A 23,465-nucleotide genomic window follows, 5' to 3' on the forward strand; every position below is an offset into this window, starting at 1 on the left:
CTACCGGCGGGTCAGCAGGGCGATGAACATGGCGTCCGTGCCGTGCCGGTGCGGCCAGAGCTGCACGCTGGATCCGCGGGTCGCGGCGTCGGGGTCGGCGTCCGGCAGCTCGAGGTCGCCGTCGGCCACCTCCTGCAGCACCGCGCGCGTGTCGAGCGCGGTCACGTCGGGGTGGCGCTGCAGCGCGGCCTGCACGATGGCGCGGGTTTCGGCGAGGTGCGGCGAGCACGTGACGTAGGCGAGGATCCCGCCGGGCGCCAGCGCGCCGATCGCCGAGTCGACGAGGCCGGCCTGGAGCGCGCCGAGGCCCGCGACGTCGCGCGGGGTCTTCCGCCAGCGCGCCTCCGGTCGGCGGCGGAGGGCGCCGAGGCCGCTGCACGGGGCGTCGAGGAGGATCCGGTCGAAGGCGCCCGGGTGCTCCTCCCCCACGGTCGTGCCGTCGGCCTCCCACACCTCGGTGTCGCCGGGGACGGCGCGCAGGGCGTCGCGGACGAGGCCGGCGCGCGCGGGGACGAGCTCGTTGGCGGTGAGCAGGGCGCCGGAGCGGCCGGCCTCCGCGGCGAGGAGCGCGGCCTTGCCGCCGGGACCCGCGCAGAGGTCGAGCCAGCGCTCGCCGGGGGTGACGGCGCGGGCGCGGCTGAGCGCGAGGGCGGCGAGCTGGGAGCCCTCGTCCTGCACGCGGACGCGGCCCTCGGCGACGCCGGGCGCGTCCATGGGGTCGCCGCCCTCGAGGTACGCCCCGACGGGCGAGAACGCCGCGGGCTGCTCGCCGGTCTCCTCGACGGTCGCGAGGCCGGGGAGCGCGACGAGGCTGACGGCGGGCGCGGCGTTGTCGGCGCGCAGCAGGTCCTCGAGCTCGTCGGCGCGGCCCTCGCGGGCGAGCGCCTGGCGGAGCGCGCGGAGCACCCAGAGCGGGTGCGAGTGCTCGAGGGCGAGCCGCTCGTCGTCGCTCGCGGCGCCGTCGAGCACGCGCTGCCGCCACTCGTCGGGCTCCGAGCGGGTGATCGTGCGGAGGACGCCGTTGACGAAGCCGGTGGCGGAGCGGGACCCGACCGCGCGCGCCATGTCGACGCCCTCGTTCACGGCCGCGTGGGTGGCCACGCGCATGCTGAGGAGCTGGTGCACGGACAGGCGCAGCACGTCGAGGATGGGCGCGTCGATCGCCGTCACCGGGCGGCCGGCGGCCAGCTCGATGACGCGGTCGTAGTAGCCGGACATGCGCAGGGTGCCGTAGGCGAGCTCCGTGGCGAGGGCCGCGTCCTGCGCGCTGAGGGCGGCGCGGCGGATCCTGACGGGCAGCAGCAGGTTCGCGTACGCGTCGGACTCGCGGACGGCGCTCACGACCTCGTACGCGACGCGACGCGCGGGGCTGACCGTGGTGGGGCCGCCCACGTCGGGGCGGTCGTCGGGACGGCGGCGGCCGCCTCCCGCGGGGCGGCGTCCGCCCGGTCGGCGGGCAGGGGATCCGGTGCTGTCGCTCATCGTGCGCTGACGTCCTTCGTCGTGGCCGTGCTCTCGCTCATCGTGCGGTGACGCCCTTGTCCGTCACTCCGCGCCACCAGTCGGCGGCGGGCATGGGGCTCTTGCCGGCGGGCTGCACCTCGAGGAGCTCGACGGGGTGGCTGGCGGTGCCGACGGCGACGCGGCCGTCGACCGCGGCGATGGCGCCGGGCGCGAGCGGGGCGGCGTCGCGCAGGGCGGCCGCGCGGTGGACCTTGAGGCGCACGTCGTCCACGGACGTGTGCGCGCCGGGCTCGGGCGTGACGCCGCGGATCCGGGCGAGCACCTCCTCGGCGGGGCGCGCCCAGTCGACGCGGCCGTCGTCGATCGTGGTCTTCGGCGCGAGCGTCGGCTCGCCCTCCTGGGGGCGGGCGACGGCCGTGCCCGCGGCGATCGCGTCCACCGTCCGCGCGAGCAGGTCGGCGCCCTGGACCGCGAGCGCGTCGAGCACGTGGCCGGCCGTCTCGTGGTCGCCGGTGGGCCGCTCCTCCATCGCGAGGACGGGCCCGGTGTCCATCCCGCGCTCCAGCTGGAAGACGCTCGCGCCCGTGACGCGCTCGCCCGCCATGATCGACCGCTGCACGGGGGCGGCGCCGCGCCACCGGGGCAGCAGCGAGAAGTGCAGGTTGATCCAGCCGCGCGCGGGCGTGGAGAGCAGCGGCTCGCGCACGAGGCCGCCGTACGCGACGATCACGCCGAGGTCGGCGCCGACCTCGGCGATGCGCGCGGTCGCCTCCTCGTCGAGCCGGTTCACGCGGAGCGTCGGGATCCCGAGGCGCTCCGCCTCCGCCGCGACGGGCGAGGGCGTGAGGACGCGCTTGCGGCCGAGCGGCGCGTCCGCGCGCGTGACGACGAGCGCGACGTCGTGGCCGGACGCGGCGAGCATCCGCAGCGAGGGCACGGCCGCGAGGGGCGTGCCGGCGAAGACGAGTCTCATGGCGGGGTCCTCACGGGGACGGCGAGCGGGGTGGTCGGGGTGGGCGGAGGCGACGGGTGCCGGGCCGGCGGGACCGGTCGGCGGGCGACGCCGCGCTCGAAGATCAGAACAGCCCCGTGTCGTCGAACCGTACACGGAGCGGGACCGTGGGCCGGAACCCGGTGCGGCCCGCGACGGGCTTCCGGCGGCTGGAGGCGTTGCGCACGACGGCCGCGCGGAGCTCGCGCGCCGCGTCGGGGCCGCTCGCGTAGTCGAGCCGGACGATGGCGCGCACGCGGCCCTGCTCGGTGGGCACGGGGCCGAGCACGTCGACCCCCGCGATCCCGTCGAGCCGCTCGACGGCGGCGCCGACCGCGTCCGGCAGCCCCTCCACGCTCGCGGCGCGCACGGCGGGCGGGAAGCGCAGCGCCCGGCGCTCGAGCAGCTCCTCGTGCGCGTAGCGCGGCTGCTGCCAGGTGGCGAGGGCGCGCGCGACCTGGCCGCCGACGCCCACGAGCATCACGGGCGCGCGCGGGGCGGCGAGGGCGGCGGCGTTGGACCACTGGCGCAGCACGTCCTCCCCCACCCGCAGGCTCTCGCGCGCGAGCATCCGCTCGCCGTCGAGCAGCAGGATCGCGCGGTAGCCGCCCGCGGCCACGGGCTCGGCGCCGCGCGTCGCGACCACGAGCCGCGAGTCCGCGTCGACCTCCTGCACGTGGCGCTCGCCGTCGGCCAGCACGACCTGCACGCCGGGGAACGCGCGGCCGAGCTCCTCGGCCGTGCGGCCCGCGCCGATGGTCACGAGGCGCAGCTCGTCGGATCCGCAGTTCGCGCACCGCCAGTCGCCCGCGAGGTGCCCGCACCAGCCGCACGTGGGCGTGCTCGTCGCGGTGGACATGCCGAGCGGACCCGTGCAGACGGTGCACCGCGCGGCCTGGCGGCACGCGCGGCACGCGACGAGCGGCGCGTAGCCGGGGCGGGCGACCTGGATGAGGACCGGGCCGTGCTCGACGGCGTCCTTCGCGGCGCGCCACGCGCCCGACGGGATCCGGGCCTGGCGGGCGAAGCCCTCGTCGCCCGTCTGCGACGTGGTGGGGATGACGCGCGGCGGCCGGTTCACGGCAGGCGAGACGGTGCCCAGGTAGCCGATCGCGACGAGGCGCTCCACCTCGGTGCTCCGCGAGTGCGCGAGCAGGACGAGCGCGGTCCCCTGCTGCCGGCTGCGGAGGAGCGCGACGTCCCGGGCGTGCGCGTAGGGGCTCAGCGGCTCCGCGTGCAGCGGGTCGCCCTCGTCCCACATCGCGACGAGGCCGAGGCGCGGCGCGGGCGCGTAGACGGCCGAGCGGTTGCCGACGACGATGCGGGGCGCGTCGCCGAGCCCCGCGAGGAAGGACCGGTAGCGGTCGGGGCCGGACTGGCGCGCGTCGGTGCGCAGCACGGATCCCGCCGGGGCGTGCGCCGCGAGGGCGGCCTCGAGCTGGTCCTGGTCGCGGTAGTCGGGCACGACGAGGACGCTGCTGCGCCCGGACGCGAGGACGCGCGCCGCGGCCTGCGCGAGCGTGACGGCCCAGCGCCCGGCCCAGGCGCCGCCCGGCAGCTCCACGACCTCGGGGATCGCGTCGACGGCCGCGCGACCGGATCCGTCGACCACCGCGTCGAGCGTGCCGGGCGCGTAGCCGTCGATGGGCGGGAGGGCATCCGGGGCGATGTCGGCGGGGGCCGCGGCCGGGTCGGCGCCGGCCGGCTCCGCGTCGGCGTCCGCCATGGCCGCGAGGTGCGCCTTCTCCACGCGCACCTGCCGCGGCGGCACGGCGAGCCGGATCACGTCGGACGCGGTCCCGGCCTGCCGGTCGGCGACCTCGCGCGCGAGCGTCCAGATCTCGGGGCGCAGGACGGGCAGCGGCGACACGACCTGCTCGACCTCGCTGAGCGCACCGTCGTACCCCTGCCCGTCGCCCATCTCGACGACGTAGCCGTCGGCCACCCGTCCCGCCGAGCGCAGCGGGACCCGCACGCGGACGCCGGGCACGCACGTCGCCCGCAGCTCCTCCGGCACCGCGTAGTCGAACAGCCGGTCGAGCTGCGGCAGCGGCGAGTCGACCATGACGCGCACGACGGGCGGGCGGTCCGGCGCGCCCGCCTGGTCGGGGGCGGCGGTGCCGAGGTCGCCGGCCGCCGCATCCGCCGCCGTCAACGCGCTCCCCCGCTCACGCGGCGGGCCGTGCGGCTGGGCGCGTCAGAGGCCCGCGGCGCTCTGCAGGTCGGCGACACGGTCGAGCGCCTCCCAGGTGAAGTCCGGCAGCTCGCGGCCGAAGTGCCCGTAGGCGGCGGTCTGCGCGTAGATGGGGCGGAGCAGGTCGAGCCGCTCCACGATGGCCGCGGGGCGCAGGTCGAAGACCTCGCGGATGGCGCGGACGATGCGCTCCTCGGGCACGTGGGCCGTGCCGAACGCCTCGACGTACAGGCCGACCGGCGCGGCCTTGCCGATCGCGTACGCGACCTGCACCTCGAGCCGGTCGGCGAGGCCCGCGGCGACGGCGTTCTTCGCGACCCAGCGCATGGCGTACGCGGCGCTGCGGTCGACCTTCGACGGGTCCTTGCCGCTGAACGCGCCGCCGCCGTGCCGGCTGAAGCCGCCGTAGGTGTCGACGATGATCTTGCGACCCGTGAGCCCGGCGTCGCCCTTGGGTCCGCCGATCTCGAACTTGCCCGTGGGGTTGATGAGCAGGGTCGCGTCGCGCGAGTCGAGCTCGATGCCGATCTCCGCGGCCTGCGCGAGCACCGGGCGGATGACGTGCTCGGCGACCTCGCGGCGGAGGTCCTCCTGCGAGACCTGCGGGCCGTGCTGCGTGGAGAGGACGACGGTGTCGACCGTGCGCGGGACGAGGCCGTCGTAGCCGATGGTGACCTGCGTCTTGCCGTCCGGCCGGAGGTACGACAGCTCGCCCGAGTGGCGGACCGCCGCGAGGCGCTCCGCGAGGCGGTGCGCGAGGTAGATCGGCAGCGGCAGGAAGACGGGGGTGTCGCGCGACGCGTAGCCGAACATGAGGCCCTGGTCGCCGGCGCCCTGGAGGTCGTGCGCGTCGGCGGGCGCGGATCCCGAGCGGGACTCGTACGAGCGGTCGACGCCCTGCGCGATGTCGGGCGACTGGGCGCCGATGGACACCGTCACGCCGCAGTTGCTGCCGTCGAAGCCGACCTCGGAGGAGTCGTAGCCGATGTCCCGGATGCGGTCGCGCACGATCTGCGGGATGTCGACGTAGCCCGAGGTGGTGACCTCGCCGGCCACGTGCACGAGGCCCGTGGTGACGAGCGTCTCGACGGCCGCGCGGCTCGTCGGGTCCTGCGCCAGGAGCGCGTCGAGGATGCTGTCCGAGATCTGGTCGCAGATCTTGTCGGGATGGCCCTCGGTGACGGACTCGGAGGTGAACAGGCGCAGGTCGGTCACGGGTGGCTCCAGGGGATCGCGTGGTCGCGCGCCGTTCGCTACTGCGGCGTCGGCTGGCCCACTACGTCGAGAATTCGATGGGCGACCTGCTCCTTCGAGCCGGAGGCCTCGGCCAGTGTATCGCCGGACCTCCCGAGCACCGTGATCGTGTTGCCCTCCGTGGCGAACCCCTGCGACCACCCGACCCTGTTGAGGACGAGCAGGTCGCAGCCCTTCCGCGCCAGCTTCTCGCGGCCGATCCGGAGCAGCTCGGCCGGGTCCTCCTCGGTCTCGGCCGCGAAGCCCACGACCACGCGACGCGTGCCGTCCGCGCGCGGCTGGGCGGCGTCGGCGGCGAGCCGCTGCAGGACGTCCGGGTTCCGCACGAGCTCGACGGAGAGCGCGTCGCCCGCCTGCTCCTTCTTGATCTTGCCCGCGGAGACCGCGACGGGGCGGTAGTCGGCGACGGCCGCCGCCATGATCACGACGTCGGCGTCCTCGGCCTCGCGGACCATGGCGTCCGACAGCTCTAGGGCGGTGGAGACGGGCACGACGCGGACGCCGGCGGGCGCGGGCACCTCGAGGTGCGCGGCGACGAGCACGACGTCGGCGCCGCGGTCGCGCGCGGCGACGGCGAGGGCGACGCCCTGCCGGCCGGAGGAGCGGTTGCCGAGGAAGCGCACGGGATCCAGCGGCTCGCGCGTGCCGCCCGCGGAGACCACGACGCGCCGGCCCTCGAGGTCGCGGCCCCCGGGGCGGACGGCGGCGAGGGCCGCGGCGATGACGTCCTCCACCTCGGCCATGCGGCCGGGCCCGGAGTCGGTGCCGGTGAGGCGCCCCGAGGTGGGGCCGACGAGCGTGGCCCCGCGGGAGCGCAGGATGGCCGCGTTGGCCTGGGTCGCGGGGTGCTGCCACATCTCGGTGTGCATCGCGGGCGCGACGACCAGCGGCGCGCGGCTGGCGAGGATCGTGGTGCCGAGCAGGTCGTCCGACAGGCCGAGGGCCATGGCGGCGAGCGTGTGCGCGGTGGCCGGCGCGACGACGATGAGGTCGGCTTTCTGGCCCAGCGCCACGTGGCGGACCTCGGAGACCCCGTCGTAGAGGTCGCTCGTGACCGGGTTCCGGCTCACGGCCTCGAGCGTCGGCTTCCCGACGAAGCGGAGCGCGGCCTCGGTGGGCACGACGTGCACGTCGTGGCCGAGGAGCACGAGGCCCCGGACCACGCCGACGGCCTTGTAGGCCGCGATGCCGCCCGTGATCCCCACGACGACCATCACGCGGCGGCGCTCCGGGGCTCGGTGGCCGGGAGGGCGTGCGGCGTGCGGTCGGCGGGGGGCATCCGGGACGGCGGGCGGCTAGGAGGCCGCGGGCTCCACGATGGGCGTGGCGACGAGCTTGTCCTCGTTGATCTCGTGCATGGCGACCGAGAGGGGCTTGTCGTCGATGGTGGAGTCGACGAGCGGTCCGACGTTGTCGAACAGGCTGCCCTCGTGCAGGTCGGCGTAGTAGTCGTTGATCTGACGGGCCCGCTTGGAGGCGAAGATCACGAGCGCGTACTTCGAGTCGACCTTCGAGAGGAGCTCGTCGATGGGCGGGTCGATGATGCCCTGGGTCTTGTCAACCATGGATGTGCCGCTTCCTCATTGCATGGAAGAAGGCCGCTCGGGTCCGCATCACGGACCGACGGCCTTCCTGGATCTCATCAAGTCTACGACCTCGCGCGCCGCCTCCGCGACATCGCGGTTCACGACGAGGTGGTCGAACTCGTCCTGGGCGGCCAGCTCGACCTTCGCGGTGTCGAGTCGGCGCTGCTGCTCCTCGGGCCCCTCCGTGCCGCGACCGACCAGGCGGCGCACGAGCTCCTCCCAGGTGGGCGGCAGCAGGAAGACGAGCCGGGCCTCGGGCATCGCGGCCCTCACCTGGCGCGCGCCCTGGATGTCGATCTCGAGCAGCACGCTGCGGCCCTCGGCCAGCGCGGCGTCGATGGGCGCGCGCGGCGTGCCGTAGCGGTGCGCGTTGTGCACCGTGGCCCACTCGAGCAGCTCCTCGTGCTCGACCATGCGGTCGAACTCGGCGTCGGAGACGAAGTAGTAGTTGACGCCCTCGACCTCGCCGGGACGCGGCGCGCGCGTGGTGGCGGAGACGGAGAGCAGCACGTCGGGCTCGTTCTCGCGGATGAAGGTGGACACGGTCCCCTTGCCGACCGCGGTCGGCCCCGCGAGCACCACGAGGCGGCTGGGCTCCACGATCTGCTTCGCCGCCTGCCAGTCCTCGAGGAACCGGGTGAGGCGCACGCGCTGGTGCACGCCGAGGCCGCCGAGGCGCTTGGCGGTGGAGATGCCGAGCTCGCCGAGGATCCGCTCGAGCTTGGTGGGCCCGATGTTGGGGATGCTCGTGAGGAACTCGGTGACGCGGAGGGTGGCCTCGGCGCGGCGGGCGGGATCCGCGGAGGCGTCGAGCACGCCGAGCGGCGTCCGCTCCCCCGTCACGATGTCGTGCTTCACCTCGGCGCGGGCCCGGCGCGCGGCGACCGCGGCCTGGGAGGCGGCGACGCGGTCGACCTCGGGTGGTTCGGGCCTCATGGCAGCACCTCTTCGAGTCGTCCGGCGTGGTCGGTGACGGCCTCCGCGACACGCCGTGGCCCAGTCGCGAGGATACTCCGGGACGCGCTCGCGATCACAACGCCGGCGGCGGGGCCGAACAGCTTCCGGACATCGCCGAGCAGCGCGCCCTGGTGGCCGAAGCCGGGCGCGAGGATCGGCGTGCGCGTGAGCTGCGCCAGGTCGAGGCCGGCATCGGCGGCGTCGACGGTCGCGCCGATCACCAGGCCGAAGGCGCCGGGGTCCGCGCCCGGGTCGCCGAGCGGGCCGTTGGCGGCGACCGCGGCGTCCTGGATCCCGCGCGCGACCGTGCGGCCGGCGCCGGCGGATCCGTCGTCGGGCAGGAGCGCGCTCTGGAGCTCGCGCGCCTCCGGGTTCGAGGTCGCGGCGAGGACGAAGACCCCCGCGCCCCCGGTCTCGGCCGCGGCGCGGACGCCGTCGAGGGATCCCACGCCCGTGTAGGCGGTGAGGGTGACCGCGTCGGCGCGCAGCGGGCTGTCGGGCGCGAGCCAGGCGGCGCCGTACGCGTCGACCGTGGAGCCGATGTCGCCGCGCTTGGCGTCGGCGATCACGAGGAGGCCGGCGTCGCGCGCGGCGGCGAGCACGCGCTCGAGCGCGGCGTACCCCGCGGATCCGTGGCGCTCGAAGAACGCGACCTGCGGCTTGACGATGCCGGCACGTCCGGCGGTCGCCTCGACCACGCGCAGGCCGAACTCCTCGAGGCCGCGCGCGTCGTCGGCGAGGCCCCACGCGTCGAGCAGCGACCGGTGCGGGTCGATCCCGACGCAGAGGTGCCCGCGCTCGCGGAACGCGCGGGCGAGGCGCGCGCCGAACGGCGGGGCGACCGCAGCCGCCCCGCCGTCGGCGGTCGTCACCTGCGGGCCTCGCGGGCGATCGCGTAGTCCTGCAGGCTCGTCACGTCGAAGCCGGCGCGGATGGCGTCGAAGGACGCGACCGCGGCCGTGAGCTGCGCGATGGTCGTGAACAGCGCCTTGTCCGCCGCGACGGCCGCCGCGCGGATCTCGTAGCCGTCGGCGCGGGCCGTGCGGCCGGAGGGCGTGTTGATGACCACGTCCACCTCGTCGCGGTTGATGAGGTCGACGATCGACGGCGAGTCGCCCGCGGCGGGCTCCTCGCTGTACTTCCGGACGACGCGCGCCTGGATCCCGTTGCGGCTGAGGATCTCCGCCGTGCCCGCGGTCGCGAGCACCTCGAAGCCGAGCTGCTGGAGGCGGAGCACCGGCAGCACGATGGAGCGCTTGTCGCGGTCGGCGACCGAGACGAACACGGTGCCCGAGAGCGGGAGGCCGCCGAACGCCGCCTCCTGGCTCTTCGCGAACGCGCGGGGGAAGTCGCGGTCGATGCCCATGACCTCGCCCGTGGAGCGCATCTCCGGGCCGAGCACGGAGTCGACGATCAGGCCGTCCTTCGTGCGGAACCGCTTGAAGGGCAGCACGGCCTCCTTCACGGCGACGGGCGAGTCCATCGGGACGTCGGAGCCGTCGCGCTCGGGCAGGAGGCCCGAGGACTTGAGCTCCTGGATGGACGTGCCGACCATGACGAGCGACGCCGCCTTCGCGAGCGGGATGCCGAGCGCCTTGGAGACGAACGGCACCGTGCGGCTCGCGCGCGGGTTCGCCTCGAGGACGTAGAGCACGCCCGCGCCGACCGCGAACTGCACGTTGAGGAGGCCGCGCACGCCCACGCCCTCGGCGATGGCGCGCGTGGCGTCGACGACCTGCTGGATCTGGCCGCGGCCGAGCGTCACGGGCGGGAGGGTGCAGCTCGAGTCGCCCGAGTGGATCCCGGCCTCCTCGATGTGCTCCATGACGCCGCCGACGTACAGCTCGGTGCCGTCGTAGATGGCGTCGATGTCGATCTCGATGGCGTCGTCGAGGAACCGGTCGATGAGGAGGGGCTTGCCCTCGCCGATGATCCCCTGGTCGGCCATGCGCAGGAAGTAGTCGTGCAGCGTGGCGGTGTCGAACACGATCTCCATGCCGCGGCCGCCGAGCACGTAGCTCGGGCGGACGAGCACGGGGTAGCCGATCTCCTCCGCGACGACGACGGCCTCGTCGATGGCGGTGGCCGTGCCGTTGCGCGGCGCGACGAGCCCGGCCGCGTCGAGGATGCCGGAGAACAGGCCCCGCTCCTCCGCGAGGTCGATGGCCGACGGGCTCGTGCCGAGGATCGGGACGCCCGCGGCCTCGAGGCCCTTGGCGAGCCCGAGCGCCGTCTGCCCGCCGAGCTGCACGACGACGCCGACGAGCTCGCCCGCCTGCTGCTCCGCGTGCACGATCTCCAGCACGTCCTCGAGCGTCAGCGGCTCGAAGTAGAGCCGGTCGCTCGTGTCGTAGTCGGTGGAGACGGTCTCCGGGTTGCAGTTGATCATGATCGTCTCGAGGCCCGCGTCGGACAGCGCGAAGGACGCGTGCACGCACGAGTAGTCGAACTCGATGCCCTGGCCGATGCGGTTCGGGCCTGAGCCCAGGATGATCACCTTTCGGCGGTCGGAGGCGGCGACCTCCGTCTCGGAGTCGTAGCTGGAGTAGTGGTACGGCGTGAGCGCGGGGAACTCGCCCGCGCAGGTGTCGACCGTCTTGTACACCGGGCGGATGTCGGCCGCGTGGCGCGCGTCGCGCACCTCCTGCTCGGTCAGGCCGCGGATCTCGGCGATCTGCGCGTCCGAGAAGCCGTGGTCCTTGGCCTCGCGCAGCGTCAGCGCGTCGAGCTCGTCGGCGTCGCGCACCGCGTCCGCGACCTCGTTGATGAGCACGATCTGGTCGATGAACCAGGGGTCGATCTTCGTGGCGTCGAAGACCTGCTCGGCGGTCGCGCCCGCGCGGAGCGCCTGCTGCACCGTGACGATGCGGCCGTCGGTGGGCGTGCGGCTCACCTCGAGCAGCTCGTCGACCGAGCGATCCTCGGGGCCCCAGTGGAAGGACGATCCGCGCTTCTCGAGCGAGCGCAGCGCCTTCTGCAGGGCGGTGGAGTAGTTGCGGCCGATGGCCATGGCCTCGCCCACCGACTTCATGGTGGTGGTGAGCTCGGCGTCGGCGGCCGGGAACTTCTCGAACGCGAAGCGCGGCACCTTCACGACCACGTAGTCGAGCGTGGGCTCGAAGCTCGCGGGCGTGACCTTGGTGATGTCGTTGGGGATCTCGTCGAGGCGGTAGCCGATGGCGAGCTTCGCGGCGATCTTCGCGATCGGGAAGCCCGTGGCCTTCGACGCGAGCGCGCTGGAGCGGGAGACGCGCGGGTTCATCTCGATGACGATGAGGCGGCCGTCCGTCGGGTCCACCGCGAACTGGATGTTGCAGCCGCCCGTGTCGACGCCCACTCGGCGGATGATGTCGATGCCGATGTCGCGCATGTGCTGGTACTCGCGGTCGGTGAGCGTGAGCGCCGGGGCGACCGTGATCGAGTCGCCCGTGTGCACGCCGACCGGGTCGACGTTCTCGATGGAGCAGACGACGACCGTGTTGTCGGCCGTGTCGCGCATGAGCTCGAGCTCGTACTCCTTCCAGCCGAGGATCGACTCCTCGAGGAGCACCTCGGTGGTGGGGCTCGACTGCAGGCCGTCGGCGACCATGCGCTCGAGCTCGGCGCGGGTGTGCGCGAAGCCCGAGCCGAGGCCGCCCATGGTGAAGGACGGGCGGATCACGAGCGGGTAGCCGAGGTCCTCGGCGTACTCCACGGCCTGCTCGAGCGTCTTCGCGACGTGCGAGCGGGCGACGTCGGCGCCGGACTCGATGACGAGGTCCTTGAAGAGCTGGCGGTCCTCGCCCTTCTGGATGGCCTCGACCTTCGCGCCGATGAGCTCCACGCCGTGCTTGGCGAGGATGCCGAGCTCGTCGAGCCGGATGGCCGCGTTAAGCGCGGTCTGGCCGCCGAGCGTGGGGAGCACCGCGTCCGGCTTCTCCTTGATGATGATCTTCTCGAGCACCTCGCTCGTGATCGGCTCGATGTACGTCGCGTCGGCGAAGCCCGGGTCGGTCATGATCGTGGCCGGGTTCGAGTTCACGAGGATGACGCGCACGCCCTCCTCGCGGAGCACGCGGCAGGCCTGCGTGCCGGAGTAGTCGAACTCGGCGGCCTGGCCGATGACGATCGGCCCGGAGCCGATGACGAGGACGCTGTTGATGTCGTCGCGCTTGGGCATTACACGGTCTCCTCAGGGGTCGCGGCGGATGCGGGGGCGTCGCCCGCGGCGTGGATCAGCTCGACGAACCGGTCGAAGAGGTACGACGAGTCGTGCGGGCCGGCGGCCGCCTCCGGGTGGTACTGGACGCTGAAGGCGGGGATGTCGAGGCAGTTGAGCCCCTCGACCACCTGGTCGTTGAGCGAGACGTGGCTCACCTCCGCGCGGCCGAAGCCGGCGGGGCTGTCCACGGGGCCGTCGAGCGGCGCGGAGACGGCGAAGCCGTGGTTCTGGCTCGTGATCTCGACGCGGCCGGTGCGGCGGTCGAGCACGGGCTGGTTGATCCCGCGGTGGCCGAACGGCAGCTTGTAGGTGTCGAAGCCGAGGGCCCGGCCGAGGAGCTGGTTGCCGAAGCAGATCCCGAAGAACGGGATGCCCTTGCGGAGCACGTCCTGCAGGAGCTCGACGTGGTACTGCGAGGCCTCGGGGTCGCCGGGGCCGTTGGAGTAGAAGACCGCGGTGGGCGCGAGCTCGGCGAGCTCCTCGGTCGTGATCGACTGCGGCACGACGTGGACGTCGAGGCCGCGGGCCGCGAGGTGCTTCACCGTCGCGGTCTTGATCCCGAGGTCGAGCACCGCGACGGATCCGATGCGCTCGCCGACGGCCGGGATCGTGTACGTCTCCTGCGTGGAGACCTCGGCGGAGAGGTTGCGCCCGGTCATGTCGGGCGCCTGCCGCACCTGGGCGAGCTGCTCCTCGTCGCCGAGCGCGAAGGCCTCGCCGGAGAAGACGCCGGCGCGCATGGCGCCCTCGTCGCGGATCCGGCGCGTGACGGCCCTGGTGTCGATGCCGGAGATGCCCACGACGCCCTGGGCGACGAGGTCGTCCTCGAGCGTCCGGGTGCCGCGGAAGTTGGAGACGACGCGGGAGGGATCGCGGACGACGTAGCCGGCGACCCAGATGCGGCGCGACTCCATGTCGTCGTCGTTCATGCCGGTGTTGCCGATGTGCGGCGCGGTCTGGAGCACGATCTGGCCCGCGTAGGACGGGTCGGTGATCGTCTCCTGGTAGCCGGTCATGCCGGTCGCGAAGACGGCCTCGCCGAGCGTGGTGCCGCGGGCGCCGTACGCGCGTCCGACGTACCTCCGTCCGTCCTCGAGCACCAGGACAGCTGGTTCGTGTCGTGCCATGTCGGTCACTTCCCTTCGTTGTCGTCGTCGTGCGCGAGGCGCGGGATCCGCTGGAGGGCGTCGACGAGCGCGGTCTTCTCGCGCGGGTCGATCACCCGGAGGTACGTGTCGACCGCGGTGCCGGCGGCCTCGTCGAGGATCCAGGTGACGGCCACCAGGCCGCCCTCCTCCACGACGCGGTCGATCGCGTAGGTCGCGAGGCCGGATCCGGTGATGCGGTCGGCGGGCACGAGCACCTCGCGCTCGCCGTCGATGGCGAGCACGAGCCCGGCGTCGTGCACGCGGGCCGCGGCGCGCCCCCGGAAGCCGAGGGGGCGGACGGTGAGCCGGTCGAGCGGCTCGCCCGCGGTGGTCGTCGCGACGTAGAGCACGTCGACCTCGAGGGCCGGCGCGCCGAGCCCGGCGGGCGGGCGCGGCGGCTCGGGCAGCGCGCGCTGGCGTCGGCGGCGTGCGCGCCAGCCGAGCACCATGAGCGCGAGGAGCAGGAGGAGGAGCGCGATCACGGTGACCGCGGGCCCGGTGCGGTCGCTCATGCGCGTCCCGCCGGGGCGTCGGATGCGGCGTCGCGCGCGTCGGCGTCCGCGCGGTCGCGGAGGACGGCCGCGCGGGCGACCTGCTCCCGGTCGACGAGCGCGCCGTCGAGCACGGTCGGGTAGCCGCGGTGCAGGGTCGCGACGACGCGGCCGGGCAGCGTCATCTCCAGGTACGGCGAGTTGCCGCTCAGCCCGCCGAGGTCGTCGCGGCCGAAGACGCGCGACGCGGACGGGTCGTAGAGCGTGACGTCGGCCGGGGACCCGGCCTCGAGCGCGTGCCCGTGCTCGGCGAGGCGGCCGATGCGCGCGGGCGCGTGCGACATGACGCGCGCGACGCCCTGCCAGTCGAGGAGCCCCGTGTCGACCATCGCGAGCTGCACCACCGAGAGCGCCGACTCGAGGCCGACCATGCCGAACGCGGCCGCGTCCCACTCGCAGTCCTTGGCCTCCGTCGGGTGCGGCGCGTGGTCGGTGGCGACCACGTCGATCGTGCCGTCGGCGAGCGCGGCGCGGAGGGCCTCGACGTCCTCGCGGCGGCGCAGCGGCGGGTTCACCTTGTAGCGCGCGTCGTAGCCCGCGACCAGGTCCTCGGTGAGGAGCAGGTGGTGCGGCGTGACCTCGGCGGTGACGTCGACCCCGCGGGCCTTGGCCCAGCGGATCACGTCGACGGAGCCGGCGGTGGAGACGTGGCAGACGTGCAGGCGGGATCCGACGTGCTCGGCGAGCAGCACGTCCCGCGCGATGATCGACTCCTCGGCCACCGCGGGCCAGCCCGTGATGCCGAGCTCGCCGGACAGCGCGCCCTCGTTCATGGTGGCGCCCTCGGTGAGGCGCGGGTCCTGCGCGTGCTGGGCGATGACGCCGTCGAACGCCTTCACGTACTCGAGCGCGCGGCGCATGAGCAGCGGGTCGGAGACGCACTTCCCGTCGTCGGAGAAGACGCGGACGGCGGCGCGGCTCGCGGCCATCGCGCCGATCTCGGCCATGGACTCCCCCGCGAGCCCGACCGACACGGCGCCGATGGGGCGGACGGTCGCGTACCCGGCCGCGTCGCCGAGCGCCTTGACCTGCTCGACCACGCCCGCCGTGTCCTGCACGGGCATGGTGTTGGCCATCGCGAAGACCGCGGTGAAGCCGCCGAGGGCCGCCGCACGGGATCCCGTGAGCACGGTCTCGCTCTGCTCGTAGCCGGGCTCGCGCAGGTGCACGTGCAGGTCGACGAGGCCGGGAAGCGCGACGAGGCCGTCGGCCTCGATGACGTGCGCGCCGTCGGGCGTCGCGAGGTCGGGCCCGATCTCGCGGATCAGCCCGTCGGCGACGAGGATGTCGGCGCGCTCGCCCGAGGGCAGGGTCGCGCCGCGGATCAGGTGGGCGTCGTCGTGGATCGTGTCGTTCTGGGTCATCGGTCGGCCTTCCCGTCGCCGGACAGCAGGAGGTAGAGGACGGCCATGCGCACCGAGACGCCGTTGGCGACCTGCTCGCGCACCGTGGACCTCTCCGAGTCGGCGGCGGCGGCGGATATCTCGAGCCCGCGGTTCATGGGCCCCGGGTGCATGACGATCGTATCGGGCCCGAGGAGCGCGAGCCGCGCGTCGTCGAGGCCCCAGATGCGCGCGTACTCGCGCGGGTTCGGGAAGAAGGCGGCGCGCATGCGCTCGGCCTGGATCCGGAGCATCATCACCGCGTCGGGCTCCCCCTCGACGAGCGCCGCGTCGAGGTCGTAGCGGACCTGCACGGGCCAGGACCCCACGCCCACCGGCACGAGCGTGGGCGGGGCGACGAGCGTGACCTCGGCCCCGAGCGTCGTGAGCAGCCACGCGTTCGAGCGCGCGACGCGGGAGTGCAGCACGTCGCCGACGATGACGACGCGCGTGCCGTCGAGGCCCTTGCCGCGCGCGGCGGGTCCGTGCAGCCGGCGGCGGATGGTGAACGCGTCGAGGAGCGCCTGCGTGGGGTGCTCGTGCGTGCCGTCGCCCGCGTTGACGATGCCCGCGTCGATCCAGCCGCTGCCGGCGAGCGTGTGCGGCGCGCCCGAGGACGGGTGGCGGACGACCACGCCGTCGGCGCCCATCGCCTGGAGGGTCTGCGCCGTGTCCTTGAGGCTCTCGCCCTTGGAGACGCTGGATCCCTTGGCGCTGAAGTTGATGACGTCGGCCGAGAGGCGCTTGGCCGCGGCCTCGAACGAGATGCGCGTGCGGGTGGAGTCCTCGAAGAAGAGGTTGACGACCGTGCGGCCGCGGAGCGCGGGGGTCTTCTTGATCTCGCGCGTGCCGACGTCGGCCATGTCCTCGGCCACGTCGAGGATGCGGACGGCCTCGTCGCGCGACAGGTCGCGGGTGGAGAGCAGGTGCCTCACGAGCGCGCCTCCCCCTCGTCGTCCGGACCCTGGATGGTCACGGCGTCCTCGCCGTCGATCTCGTCGAGCCGCACGAAGATCCGCTCGGCCAGGCTCGACGGCAGGTTCTTGCCCACGAAGTCGGCGCGGATGGGGAGCTCGCGGTGGCCCCGGTCGACGAGCGCGGCGAGGCGCACGGCCGTGGGGCGGCCGAGGTCGCCGATGGCGTCGAGGGCGGCGCGCACGGTGCGGCCGGAGAAGAGCACGTCGTCGACGAGCACGACGGTGCGGCCGTCGACCCCGCCGGCGGGCAGCACGCTGGGCGCGGGCGCGCGGGTGGGGTTCCGCTGCAGGTCGTCGCGGTACATGGTGACGTCGAGCGAGCCCACCAGGTCGGCGGGGGCGTCGGGCTCGAGGCGAGCGATGATCCGGCCGATGCGCTCGGCGAGGACGGTGCCGCGGGTGGGGATGCCGAGGAGCAGGAGCCCGGCGGGGCCGCGGTTCGACTCGAGGATCTCGTGGGCGATGCGCGTGAGCGCACGGGTGATGTCAGAGGGCTGCAGCACGACGCGCTGAGGCAATCCGACCTCCTTCCCCGCCTCTCGGGACGGATGTTAAAGGTGGTCTGTTCCGCCGGTCACTCTAGCGGGTCTCCCCCCGGACGCGGGGGCCCGGCGCACAGCCCGCGCGTGTCCTCAGCCCGCGGAGGCGTCGAGGACCGCGCGGATGCGGCCGAGCACGGCGGCGTCCTGCAGGCTCGTCGCGTCGCCCAGGGTCCGCCCCTCGACGAGGTCGGCGAGGAGCCGCCGCATGATCTTGCCCGAGCGCGTCTTCGGCACGTCCGGCACCGCGACGATCCGGCGGGGCTTGGCGACCGGGCCGATCGCGCGGGCGACGTGCGCGGTGAGCAGCGGCTCGAGCTCCGCGGCGAGCGCCGCCCAGCCGGCCGCGTCGTCGTCGGCGGGCCGGTCGTCGCCGGGCGGCACGACGAACGCGACGACGCGCTGCCCGGTGAGCTCGTCGGCCACCCCCGTCACCCCGGCCTCGGCGACCCGCGGGTGCGCGACGAGCGCGGACTCGATCTCGATGGTCGAGAGCCGGTGCCCGGAGACGTTCACGACCTCGTCGATCCGGCCCTGGAGCGCCACGTCGCCGTCGGCATCCCGGCGTGCGCCGTCGCCCGCGAGGAACCAGCCGCGGTCGGCGAAGCGCTCCCAGTAGGCGCTGCGGTACCGGTCGGGGTCGCCCCACACGGTGCGGGCCATGCCGGGCCACGGGCGCTGGATCACGAGGAGGCCCGCCTCCCCCGGCGCCGCGGGCTCGCCGTCGTCGTCGACCACGTCCACGCGGAACCCGGGCAGGGCGCGACCGGCGGCGCCGGGCTTCAGCGTCGAGACGCCGGGCAGCGGCGCGATGACCGCGGCCCCCGTCTCGGACTGCCACCACGTGTCGACGACGGGCGCGCGTCCGCCGCCGATCTCCCGGTGGAACCAGCGCCACGCGGCCGGGTTGATGGCCTCCCCCACCGAGCCCAGCAGCCGGACGCTCGACAGGTCGTGCCCGGCGACGCCGTCGGGGAACCAGCTCATGAGCGAGCGGATCAGCGTGGGCGCCGTGTAGTACGTCGTGACCCCGTACCGCTCGATGATCTCGAGGTGCCGCCCGCGGTGGGGCGTGTCGGGCGTGCCCTCGTAGATCACCTGCGTGAGCCCGTTGGACAGCGGCCCGTAGATCTCGTAGGTGTGCGCCGTGACCCAGGCGAGGTCGGCGGTGCACCAGTGCACGTCGTCGAGCTTCGCGTCGAAGTGGGCCCAGTGCGCCCAGGACGCGTGCGTGAGGTAGCCGCCCGACGTGTGCACGAGGCCCTTGGGGCGGCCGGTGGTGCCGGACGTGTAGATGACGAAGAGCGGGTGCTCGGCGTCGAAGGCGCGGGGCTCGTGCTCGGGGGACGCGGATCCCACGGCGTCGTGCCACCAGACGTCGCGGCCCGGGGTCCACGGCACGTCCTGCCCGGTGCGGCGGACGACCAGCACGTGCTCGATCGACCCGACGCCCGCGACGGCCTCGTCGGCCTGCGGCTTGGTGGCGACGGCCGTGCCGCGGCGGTTCTGCCCGTCGCTGGTGATGAGGAGCTTCGCGCCCGTGTCCTCGACCCGGAAGCGGAGCGCCTCCGCGGAGAAGCCGCCGAACACGAGCGAGTGCACGGCGCCGATCCGGGCGACGGCGAGCGTCGCGACGACGGTCTCGACGAGCACCGGCAGGTAGATGACGACGCGGTCGCCGGGCCCGATGCCGAGCGCGGTGAGCGCGTTCGCGGCGCGGGACACCTCCTCCTGGAGGTCGCGGTAGGTGACCGTGCGGCGGTCCCCCGGCTCGCCCTCGAAGTGCAGCGCGACCTTCTCGCCGCGTCCCGCCGCGACGTGCCGGTCGACGCAGTTCGCCGCGACGTTGAGGCGGCCGCCCGCGAACCAGGTGGCGGCGGGGACCTGCGGGGTGCCGTCCGCGGCGACCGGCGGGATCCACGTGTGCGCCTGGTGCCAGGGCGTCTCCCAGTCGAGGCGGCGGGCGGCCTCCTCCCAGAACGCGACCGGATCCGCCTCCGCCCGCGCGTACGCCTCCGCGGTGACGTTGGCGGACGCGGCGAGCGCGGCGGGCGGCGGGAAGAGGTCCTGCTCGGCGTCGGCGACGTGGTCGTACGCGGTCACGGCCTGCTCGGTGCGCGGGGAGGTCATGCGCCGACGCTACGTGCGCCGCCCGCGGGATCCGGAACCGGCGCGTCACGCGGCGACACGGAAGCCCGCGGGCCTCAGCCCCAGCGGCGCACCAGCACCCGCTCGACGAGGCCCACGACGGCGTCCGTGAGCGCTCCGAGCACCGCGAGCAGCACGATCGCGAGGAGCACGCGGTCCACGCGCCCGTTCGCCGACGACTCCGTGAGGAGGAAGCCGAGCCCCATCGACGCCGCGAGCAGCTCCGCGGCCACCAGGAACAGCCACGACTGCGCGAGCGCCAGCCGGAGCCCGGACACGACGGCGGGCAGCACGGCCGGGAGCTGCACGGTGACGAGCAGCGGGATCCGCGTCAGCCCGAACGCGCGGCCCACCTCCACGAGGTGCGGGTCCACGTGCCGGAGCGCGCCGGCGACCGTCGTGTAGACGGGGAACATCGCGCCGATGGCGACGAGCGTGACCTTGGAGTCCTCGTTGATCCCCATCCAGAGCAGCAGCAGCGGCACCCACGCGAGCGACGGCACGGTGCGGAACGCGCCCGCGGTCGGAGCGAGGAGGAGACGACCGATCCGCGAGAGGCCGACGACCGCGCCGAGCACGAGGCCGACCGTCGCGCCGAGGGCGAAGCCGAGCAGCACGCGCTGCAGCGAGATGGCGACGTACTGCCCGAGGATCCCCTGCTCGGCGAGCTGGACCCCCGCGCGCACCACGTCGAGCGGCGACGGGAGCAGGTGCGGCGCGACCGCGCCGGTGGCGGTGACGACGGCCCAGACCCCGACGACCAGCACGGGGACGATGAGGCCCACGATGACCCGGGCCAGCCGACCGCCCGCGGGGCGGCGGGCGTCGGTGGCACGGGGATCCACCCGGCGGTCGTCGCCGGTCGCGACCGGGGCCCGGTCGAGCGCGGTCACCCGGCGCTCCCGGCCGCGGGATCCGCGGCCTCGGCGAACCGCGGCTCGAACAGCTCGTCGAGCGCCGTGTCGACCCGACCCTGGTCGGGGACGTCGCCGGACGCGACGAGGATCGGGCCGACGCGGTCGAGCACCGCGCGCTGCGCGTCGCCGGGCACGGGATCCACGCCCAGGTTCGTGCGGTCGATGACGGTCGACGCGACGGCCGGGTCGATCGCGGCGGCCTGCGCGAGGATCGCGGCGGTCTCGTCGGGATGCGCGACGGCCCAGGCGCGCGCCTGCTCGTAGGCGTCGACGACGGCCTGCGCGAGGTCCGGCGACGCGTCGAGGAAGGACTGCGTGGCGTTGAGGAACCCGTAGGTCGCGAAGTCGACGTTCCGGTAGAGCAGCGTGGAGCCCGCCTCGGACTGGCTCGCGGCCATGAGCGGGTCGAGCCCGGCCCACGCGTCGACCGAGCCGTTCTCGAGCGCGGCGCGGCCGTCGGCGTGCTGGAGGTTCTGGATGGTGACGTCGGAGGCGGGGATGCCCGCCTCGTCGAGCGCCTGCAGCAGGAAGAAGTACGGGTCGGTGCCCTTCGTCGCCGCGATGTCCGCGCCGCGGAGCTGGTCCACGCTCGTGATGGGCGACCCCTTCGGCACGACGATGGCCGTCCACTCCGGCTGCGAGTACACGTCGATGGCGCGGATGGGCGAGCCGTTCGCGCGCGCGAGGAGCGCCGCGGAACCGGCGGTGGATCCCACGTCGACGGCCCCGGCGCGCAGCAGCTCGTTCGCCTTGTTGGATCCGGCCGACTGCACCCAGTCCACCTTCACCTCCGATCCCAGGCGCTCCTCGAGGAGGCCCTGGTCCTTCACGATCAGGCTGAGCGGGTTGTAGGTCGCCCAGTCGACGGTGAGCGTGTCGGCGCTCCAGCCCTCGGCGCCCGCGGTGGCGGGAGCGGCGGCCGGGGCGACGGCCGAGCCCTCGCCGGCGGCGCAGCCGGCGAGGAGCATCACGGCCGCGCCCGCGAGCGCGAGGGCGGGAACGGAGCGGCGGGGCAGGTGTCGGGTCACGGTGGGTCCTCGGTCGGGGTCGGCGGTCGGGGTCGGGCGGTCGGGGTGGGCGTGCGGTGCGGATGCGGAGCGGGAGCGGCGCGGATCAGCCCGCGCGGTGGCCCGGCACGCCGAGCCCCTCGAGCAGGTCGGCGCGGAGGGCGGCGAGGGTCGCGTCGCCGCGGTCGCGCGGGCGGGCGCCGGGCACCTCGAGGACGCGGCGGACGGTGGCGCCGGGCGCGCTGCCGGGCGCGGGATCCGGCCCGAGCAGCACCACGCGGTCGGCGAGGTGCAGGGCCTCGTCCACGTCGTGCGTGACGAGCAGGACCGTCGTCGGGATGGCCGCGTGCACGTCGAGCAGCAGGTCCTGCATCCGCAGGCGCGTCAGGGCGTCGAGCGCGCCGAACGGCTCGTCGAGCACGAGGACGCGGGGACGACGCGCGAGCGCCCGGGCGAGCGAGGCGCGCTGGGCCATCCCGCCGGAGACCTGCCGGGGGCGGAGGTCCGCCGCCTCGGCGAGCCCCGTGAGCTCGAGGAGGTCATGCACGCGGGCGTCGCCCTCGGCGCGCGGCACGTCGCGCGGCAGGCCGAGCCGGACGTTCGCGCGGATGGTGCGCCACGGCAGGAGCCGCGGCTCCTGGAACGCGACCGCCGAGCGCTGGTCGACGTCCCGCACGGGCGTGCCGTCGATGAGCAGGGATCCCGCGTCGGGCCGGTCGAGGCCGCTCACCTGGCGCAGGAGGGTCGACTTCCCGCAGCCGGAGGGGCCGAGGATCGCGACGACGTCGCCGGCCGCGAGGTCGAGGTCCACGTCGCGGAGGACGATGCGGCGCTCGCGCGAGCCGGCGACCGGGAAGGAGCGGCCGACCCCGCGCAGGGCGACGCCGCCGGCGGTGGCGGGCGCGGGATCCGGCGTGGCGCGGTCGGGCGCGAGGTCGCGGTGCGAGGCGGCGGTGACGGGCATGACCCGACGCTAGGGTGACGCGCGCGCCGCTGCCGCCGCGCGCGTCACACGCCGTCGCCGGGCGTCACGCGGCGTAATCCGGGGGCCGGATGCAGCCGACCGCGGGCCGGGATCAGGCCTGCGCGGCCGCGATGCGGGCGAGCATGCCGTTCACGAACGACGCGCTCTCGTCCGTCGAGAGCGACGACGCGAGGTCGACGCTCTCCGAGATGGCGACGCCGTCGGGCACGTCGGCGTTGAAGAGGATCTCCCAGATGCCGATGCGCAGGATCGCGCGGTCGACGGCGGGCATGCGGGCGAGCGTCCAGTTCACCGAGTACGTCTCGATGAGCTCGTCGATCTCGTCCTGGTGCTCGACGAACCCCTCGGCGATCTCGCGGGCGTATGCCCACGACGCCTGCCGGTCGGGCTCTGCCGCGGCGCGCTGCTGCTCGACCGCGAGGGTCGCGGGGATGGACTCGCCGCGGATGTCCGCGACGTAGAGGACGTCGAGGGCGCGCTTGCGCGCCTTGGTGCGTGCGCTCACGGGGTCAGTCGGTGACGCGGCCGAGGTAGTCGCCCGTGCGGGTGTCCACCTTGACGCGCGTGCCCTGCTCGAGGAAGAGCGGGACCTGGATCTGGTGCCCGGTCTCGACCGTCGCGGGCTTCGTGCCGCCCGTCGAGCGGTCGCCCTGCAGGCCCGGCTCCGTGTACGTGATGGTGAGCACGACCGACGCGGGCAGCTCGACGTAGAGCCCCTCGCCGTTGTGCAGCGCCACGGTCACGTTCTGGTTCTCGAGCATGAAGTTCTTCGCGTCGCCGACCTGGGCCGCGGACAGCGTGATCTGGTCGTAGTCGCTCGTGTCCATGAACACGAAGTTCTCGCCGTCGGCGTAGAGGTACTGGAAGTCGCGGCGGTCGACCGTCTCGGTCTCGATCTTCGCGCCCGCGTTGAACGTGCGGTCGACGACCTTGCCGCTCATCACGTTCTTGACCTTGGTGCGCACGAAGGCGCCGCCCTTGCCCGGCTTCACGTGCTGGAACTCGATGACGGTCCACAGCTGGCCGTCCATGTTGAGGACGATGCCGTTCTTGATGTCAGCGGTAGAGGCCATGCGGGGAGGGTCCTTGCCTGTTCGACGAGCGGGATGCGGCGGCGGCGAGAGGTGCCGGCGCGGCGGATGCCGGGGCGGCCCTGCGGGGCGC

The 23,465-nt window shown here is 74.6% G+C and carries 20 protein-coding genes; all 20 read right to left on the reverse strand.

Features of this window, described 5'->3' with window-relative positions; genetic code table 11:
- Entirely contained in the window at window positions 1-1,482 is a 1,482-nt protein-coding gene (locus tag AES38_RS08580) for an RsmB/NOP family class I SAM-dependent RNA methyltransferase (protein WP_174775895.1), read from the reverse strand.
- A gap of 37 nt (window positions 1,483-1,519) precedes the next feature.
- On the reverse strand, window positions 1,520-2,437 hold the full coding sequence (gene fmt / locus AES38_RS08585) for a methionyl-tRNA formyltransferase (protein WP_053774616.1): 918 nt from the start codon (window positions 2,435-2,437) through the stop codon (window positions 1,520-1,522).
- A gap of 103 nt (window positions 2,438-2,540) precedes the next feature.
- Window positions 2,541-4,610, reverse strand: coding sequence for a primosomal protein N' (locus AES38_RS08590; RefSeq protein ID WP_072174628.1), 2,070 nt, complete (start codon window positions 4,608-4,610; stop codon window positions 2,541-2,543).
- A 42-nt stretch (window positions 4,611-4,652) separates the two neighbouring features.
- Window positions 4,653-5,864 (reverse strand): methionine adenosyltransferase, encoded by a 1,212-nt coding sequence (gene metK / locus AES38_RS08595; protein ID WP_053774617.1) that lies wholly within the window; start codon window positions 5,862-5,864, stop codon window positions 4,653-4,655.
- Window positions 5,865-5,902: 38 nt separating this feature from the next.
- On the reverse strand, window positions 5,903-7,120 hold the full coding sequence (coaBC, locus tag AES38_RS08600; RefSeq protein ID WP_053774618.1) for a bifunctional phosphopantothenoylcysteine decarboxylase/phosphopantothenate--cysteine ligase CoaBC: 1,218 nt from the start codon (window positions 7,118-7,120) through the stop codon (window positions 5,903-5,905).
- Window positions 7,121-7,198: 78 nt separating this feature from the next.
- On the reverse strand, window positions 7,199-7,468 hold the full coding sequence (gene rpoZ / locus AES38_RS08605; protein ID WP_012038467.1) for a DNA-directed RNA polymerase subunit omega: 270 nt from the start codon (window positions 7,466-7,468) through the stop codon (window positions 7,199-7,201).
- A gap of 48 nt (window positions 7,469-7,516) precedes the next feature.
- On the reverse strand, window positions 7,517-8,425 hold the full coding sequence (gene gmk, locus AES38_RS08610) for a guanylate kinase (RefSeq protein WP_053774619.1): 909 nt from the start codon (window positions 8,423-8,425) through the stop codon (window positions 7,517-7,519).
- A complete protein-coding gene (gene pyrF / locus AES38_RS08615) occupies window positions 8,422-9,318 on the reverse strand; it encodes an orotidine-5'-phosphate decarboxylase (protein WP_053774620.1) in 897 nt (298 codons plus the stop codon). The genes gmk and pyrF overlap by 4 nt, the downstream gene beginning before the upstream one ends.
- Window positions 9,315-12,605 carry a carbamoyl-phosphate synthase large subunit gene (gene carB / locus AES38_RS08620; RefSeq protein ID WP_053774621.1) on the reverse strand — a complete coding sequence of 1,097 codons (3,291 nt, stop codon included), beginning with the start codon at window positions 12,603-12,605 and terminating at the stop codon, window positions 9,315-9,317. Before carB ends, pyrF begins: the two co-directional genes overlap by 4 nt.
- On the reverse strand, window positions 12,605-13,774 hold the full coding sequence (carA, locus tag AES38_RS08625; protein ID WP_053775737.1) for a glutamine-hydrolyzing carbamoyl-phosphate synthase small subunit: 1,170 nt from the start codon (window positions 13,772-13,774) through the stop codon (window positions 12,605-12,607). The genes carB and carA overlap by 1 nt, the downstream gene beginning before the upstream one ends.
- A gap of 5 nt (window positions 13,775-13,779) precedes the next feature.
- Window positions 13,780-14,307 (reverse strand): PH-like domain-containing protein, encoded by a 528-nt coding sequence (locus AES38_RS08630; protein ID WP_053774622.1) that lies wholly within the window; start codon window positions 14,305-14,307, stop codon window positions 13,780-13,782.
- A complete protein-coding gene (locus AES38_RS08635; RefSeq protein ID WP_053774623.1) occupies window positions 14,304-15,710 on the reverse strand; it encodes a dihydroorotase in 1,407 nt (468 codons plus the stop codon). The genes AES38_RS08630 and AES38_RS08635 overlap by 4 nt, the downstream gene beginning before the upstream one ends.
- Entirely contained in the window at window positions 15,707-16,663 is a 957-nt protein-coding gene (locus AES38_RS08640; RefSeq protein ID WP_053774624.1) for an aspartate carbamoyltransferase catalytic subunit, read from the reverse strand. Before AES38_RS08640 ends, AES38_RS08635 begins: the two co-directional genes overlap by 4 nt.
- Window positions 16,660-17,223 (reverse strand): bifunctional pyr operon transcriptional regulator/uracil phosphoribosyltransferase PyrR, encoded by a 564-nt coding sequence (gene pyrR / locus AES38_RS08645; protein ID WP_053774625.1) that lies wholly within the window; start codon window positions 17,221-17,223, stop codon window positions 16,660-16,662. Before pyrR ends, AES38_RS08640 begins: the two co-directional genes overlap by 4 nt.
- A 114-nt stretch (window positions 17,224-17,337) precedes the next feature.
- The gene (acs, locus tag AES38_RS08650) at window positions 17,338-19,374 is read right to left on the reverse strand and encodes an acetate--CoA ligase (protein ID WP_053774626.1); all 2,037 of its coding nucleotides are present in this window, start codon (window positions 19,372-19,374) and stop codon (window positions 17,338-17,340) included.
- A 74-nt stretch (window positions 19,375-19,448) separates the two neighbouring features.
- Window positions 19,449-20,285 carry an ABC transporter permease gene (locus AES38_RS08655; RefSeq protein WP_053774627.1) on the reverse strand — a complete coding sequence of 279 codons (837 nt, stop codon included), beginning with the start codon at window positions 20,283-20,285 and terminating at the stop codon, window positions 19,449-19,451.
- Window positions 20,282-21,337, reverse strand: a complete 1,056-nt coding sequence (locus AES38_RS08660) for an aliphatic sulfonate ABC transporter substrate-binding protein (RefSeq protein WP_081001872.1) — start codon at window positions 21,335-21,337, stop codon at window positions 20,282-20,284. Before AES38_RS08660 ends, AES38_RS08655 begins: the two co-directional genes overlap by 4 nt.
- A gap of 85 nt (window positions 21,338-21,422) precedes the next feature.
- Window positions 21,423-22,280: an ABC transporter ATP-binding protein gene (locus AES38_RS08665; protein WP_053774628.1), complete on the reverse strand. Its 858-nt coding sequence runs from the start codon at window positions 22,278-22,280 to the stop codon at window positions 21,423-21,425.
- Between the two features lie 112 nt (window positions 22,281-22,392).
- Window positions 22,393-22,806, reverse strand: coding sequence for a transcription antitermination factor NusB (gene nusB / locus AES38_RS08670; RefSeq protein WP_012299362.1), 414 nt, complete (start codon window positions 22,804-22,806; stop codon window positions 22,393-22,395).
- A 4-nt stretch (window positions 22,807-22,810) separates the two neighbouring features.
- Window positions 22,811-23,374: an elongation factor P gene (efp, locus tag AES38_RS08675; protein ID WP_053774629.1), complete on the reverse strand. Its 564-nt coding sequence runs from the start codon at window positions 23,372-23,374 to the stop codon at window positions 22,811-22,813.
- Window positions 23,375-23,465 lie beyond the last annotated feature (91 nt).

The organism is Clavibacter capsici (genome assembly GCF_001280205.1).
Classification (GTDB): Bacteria; Actinomycetota; Actinomycetes; order Actinomycetales; family Microbacteriaceae; genus Clavibacter; species Clavibacter capsici.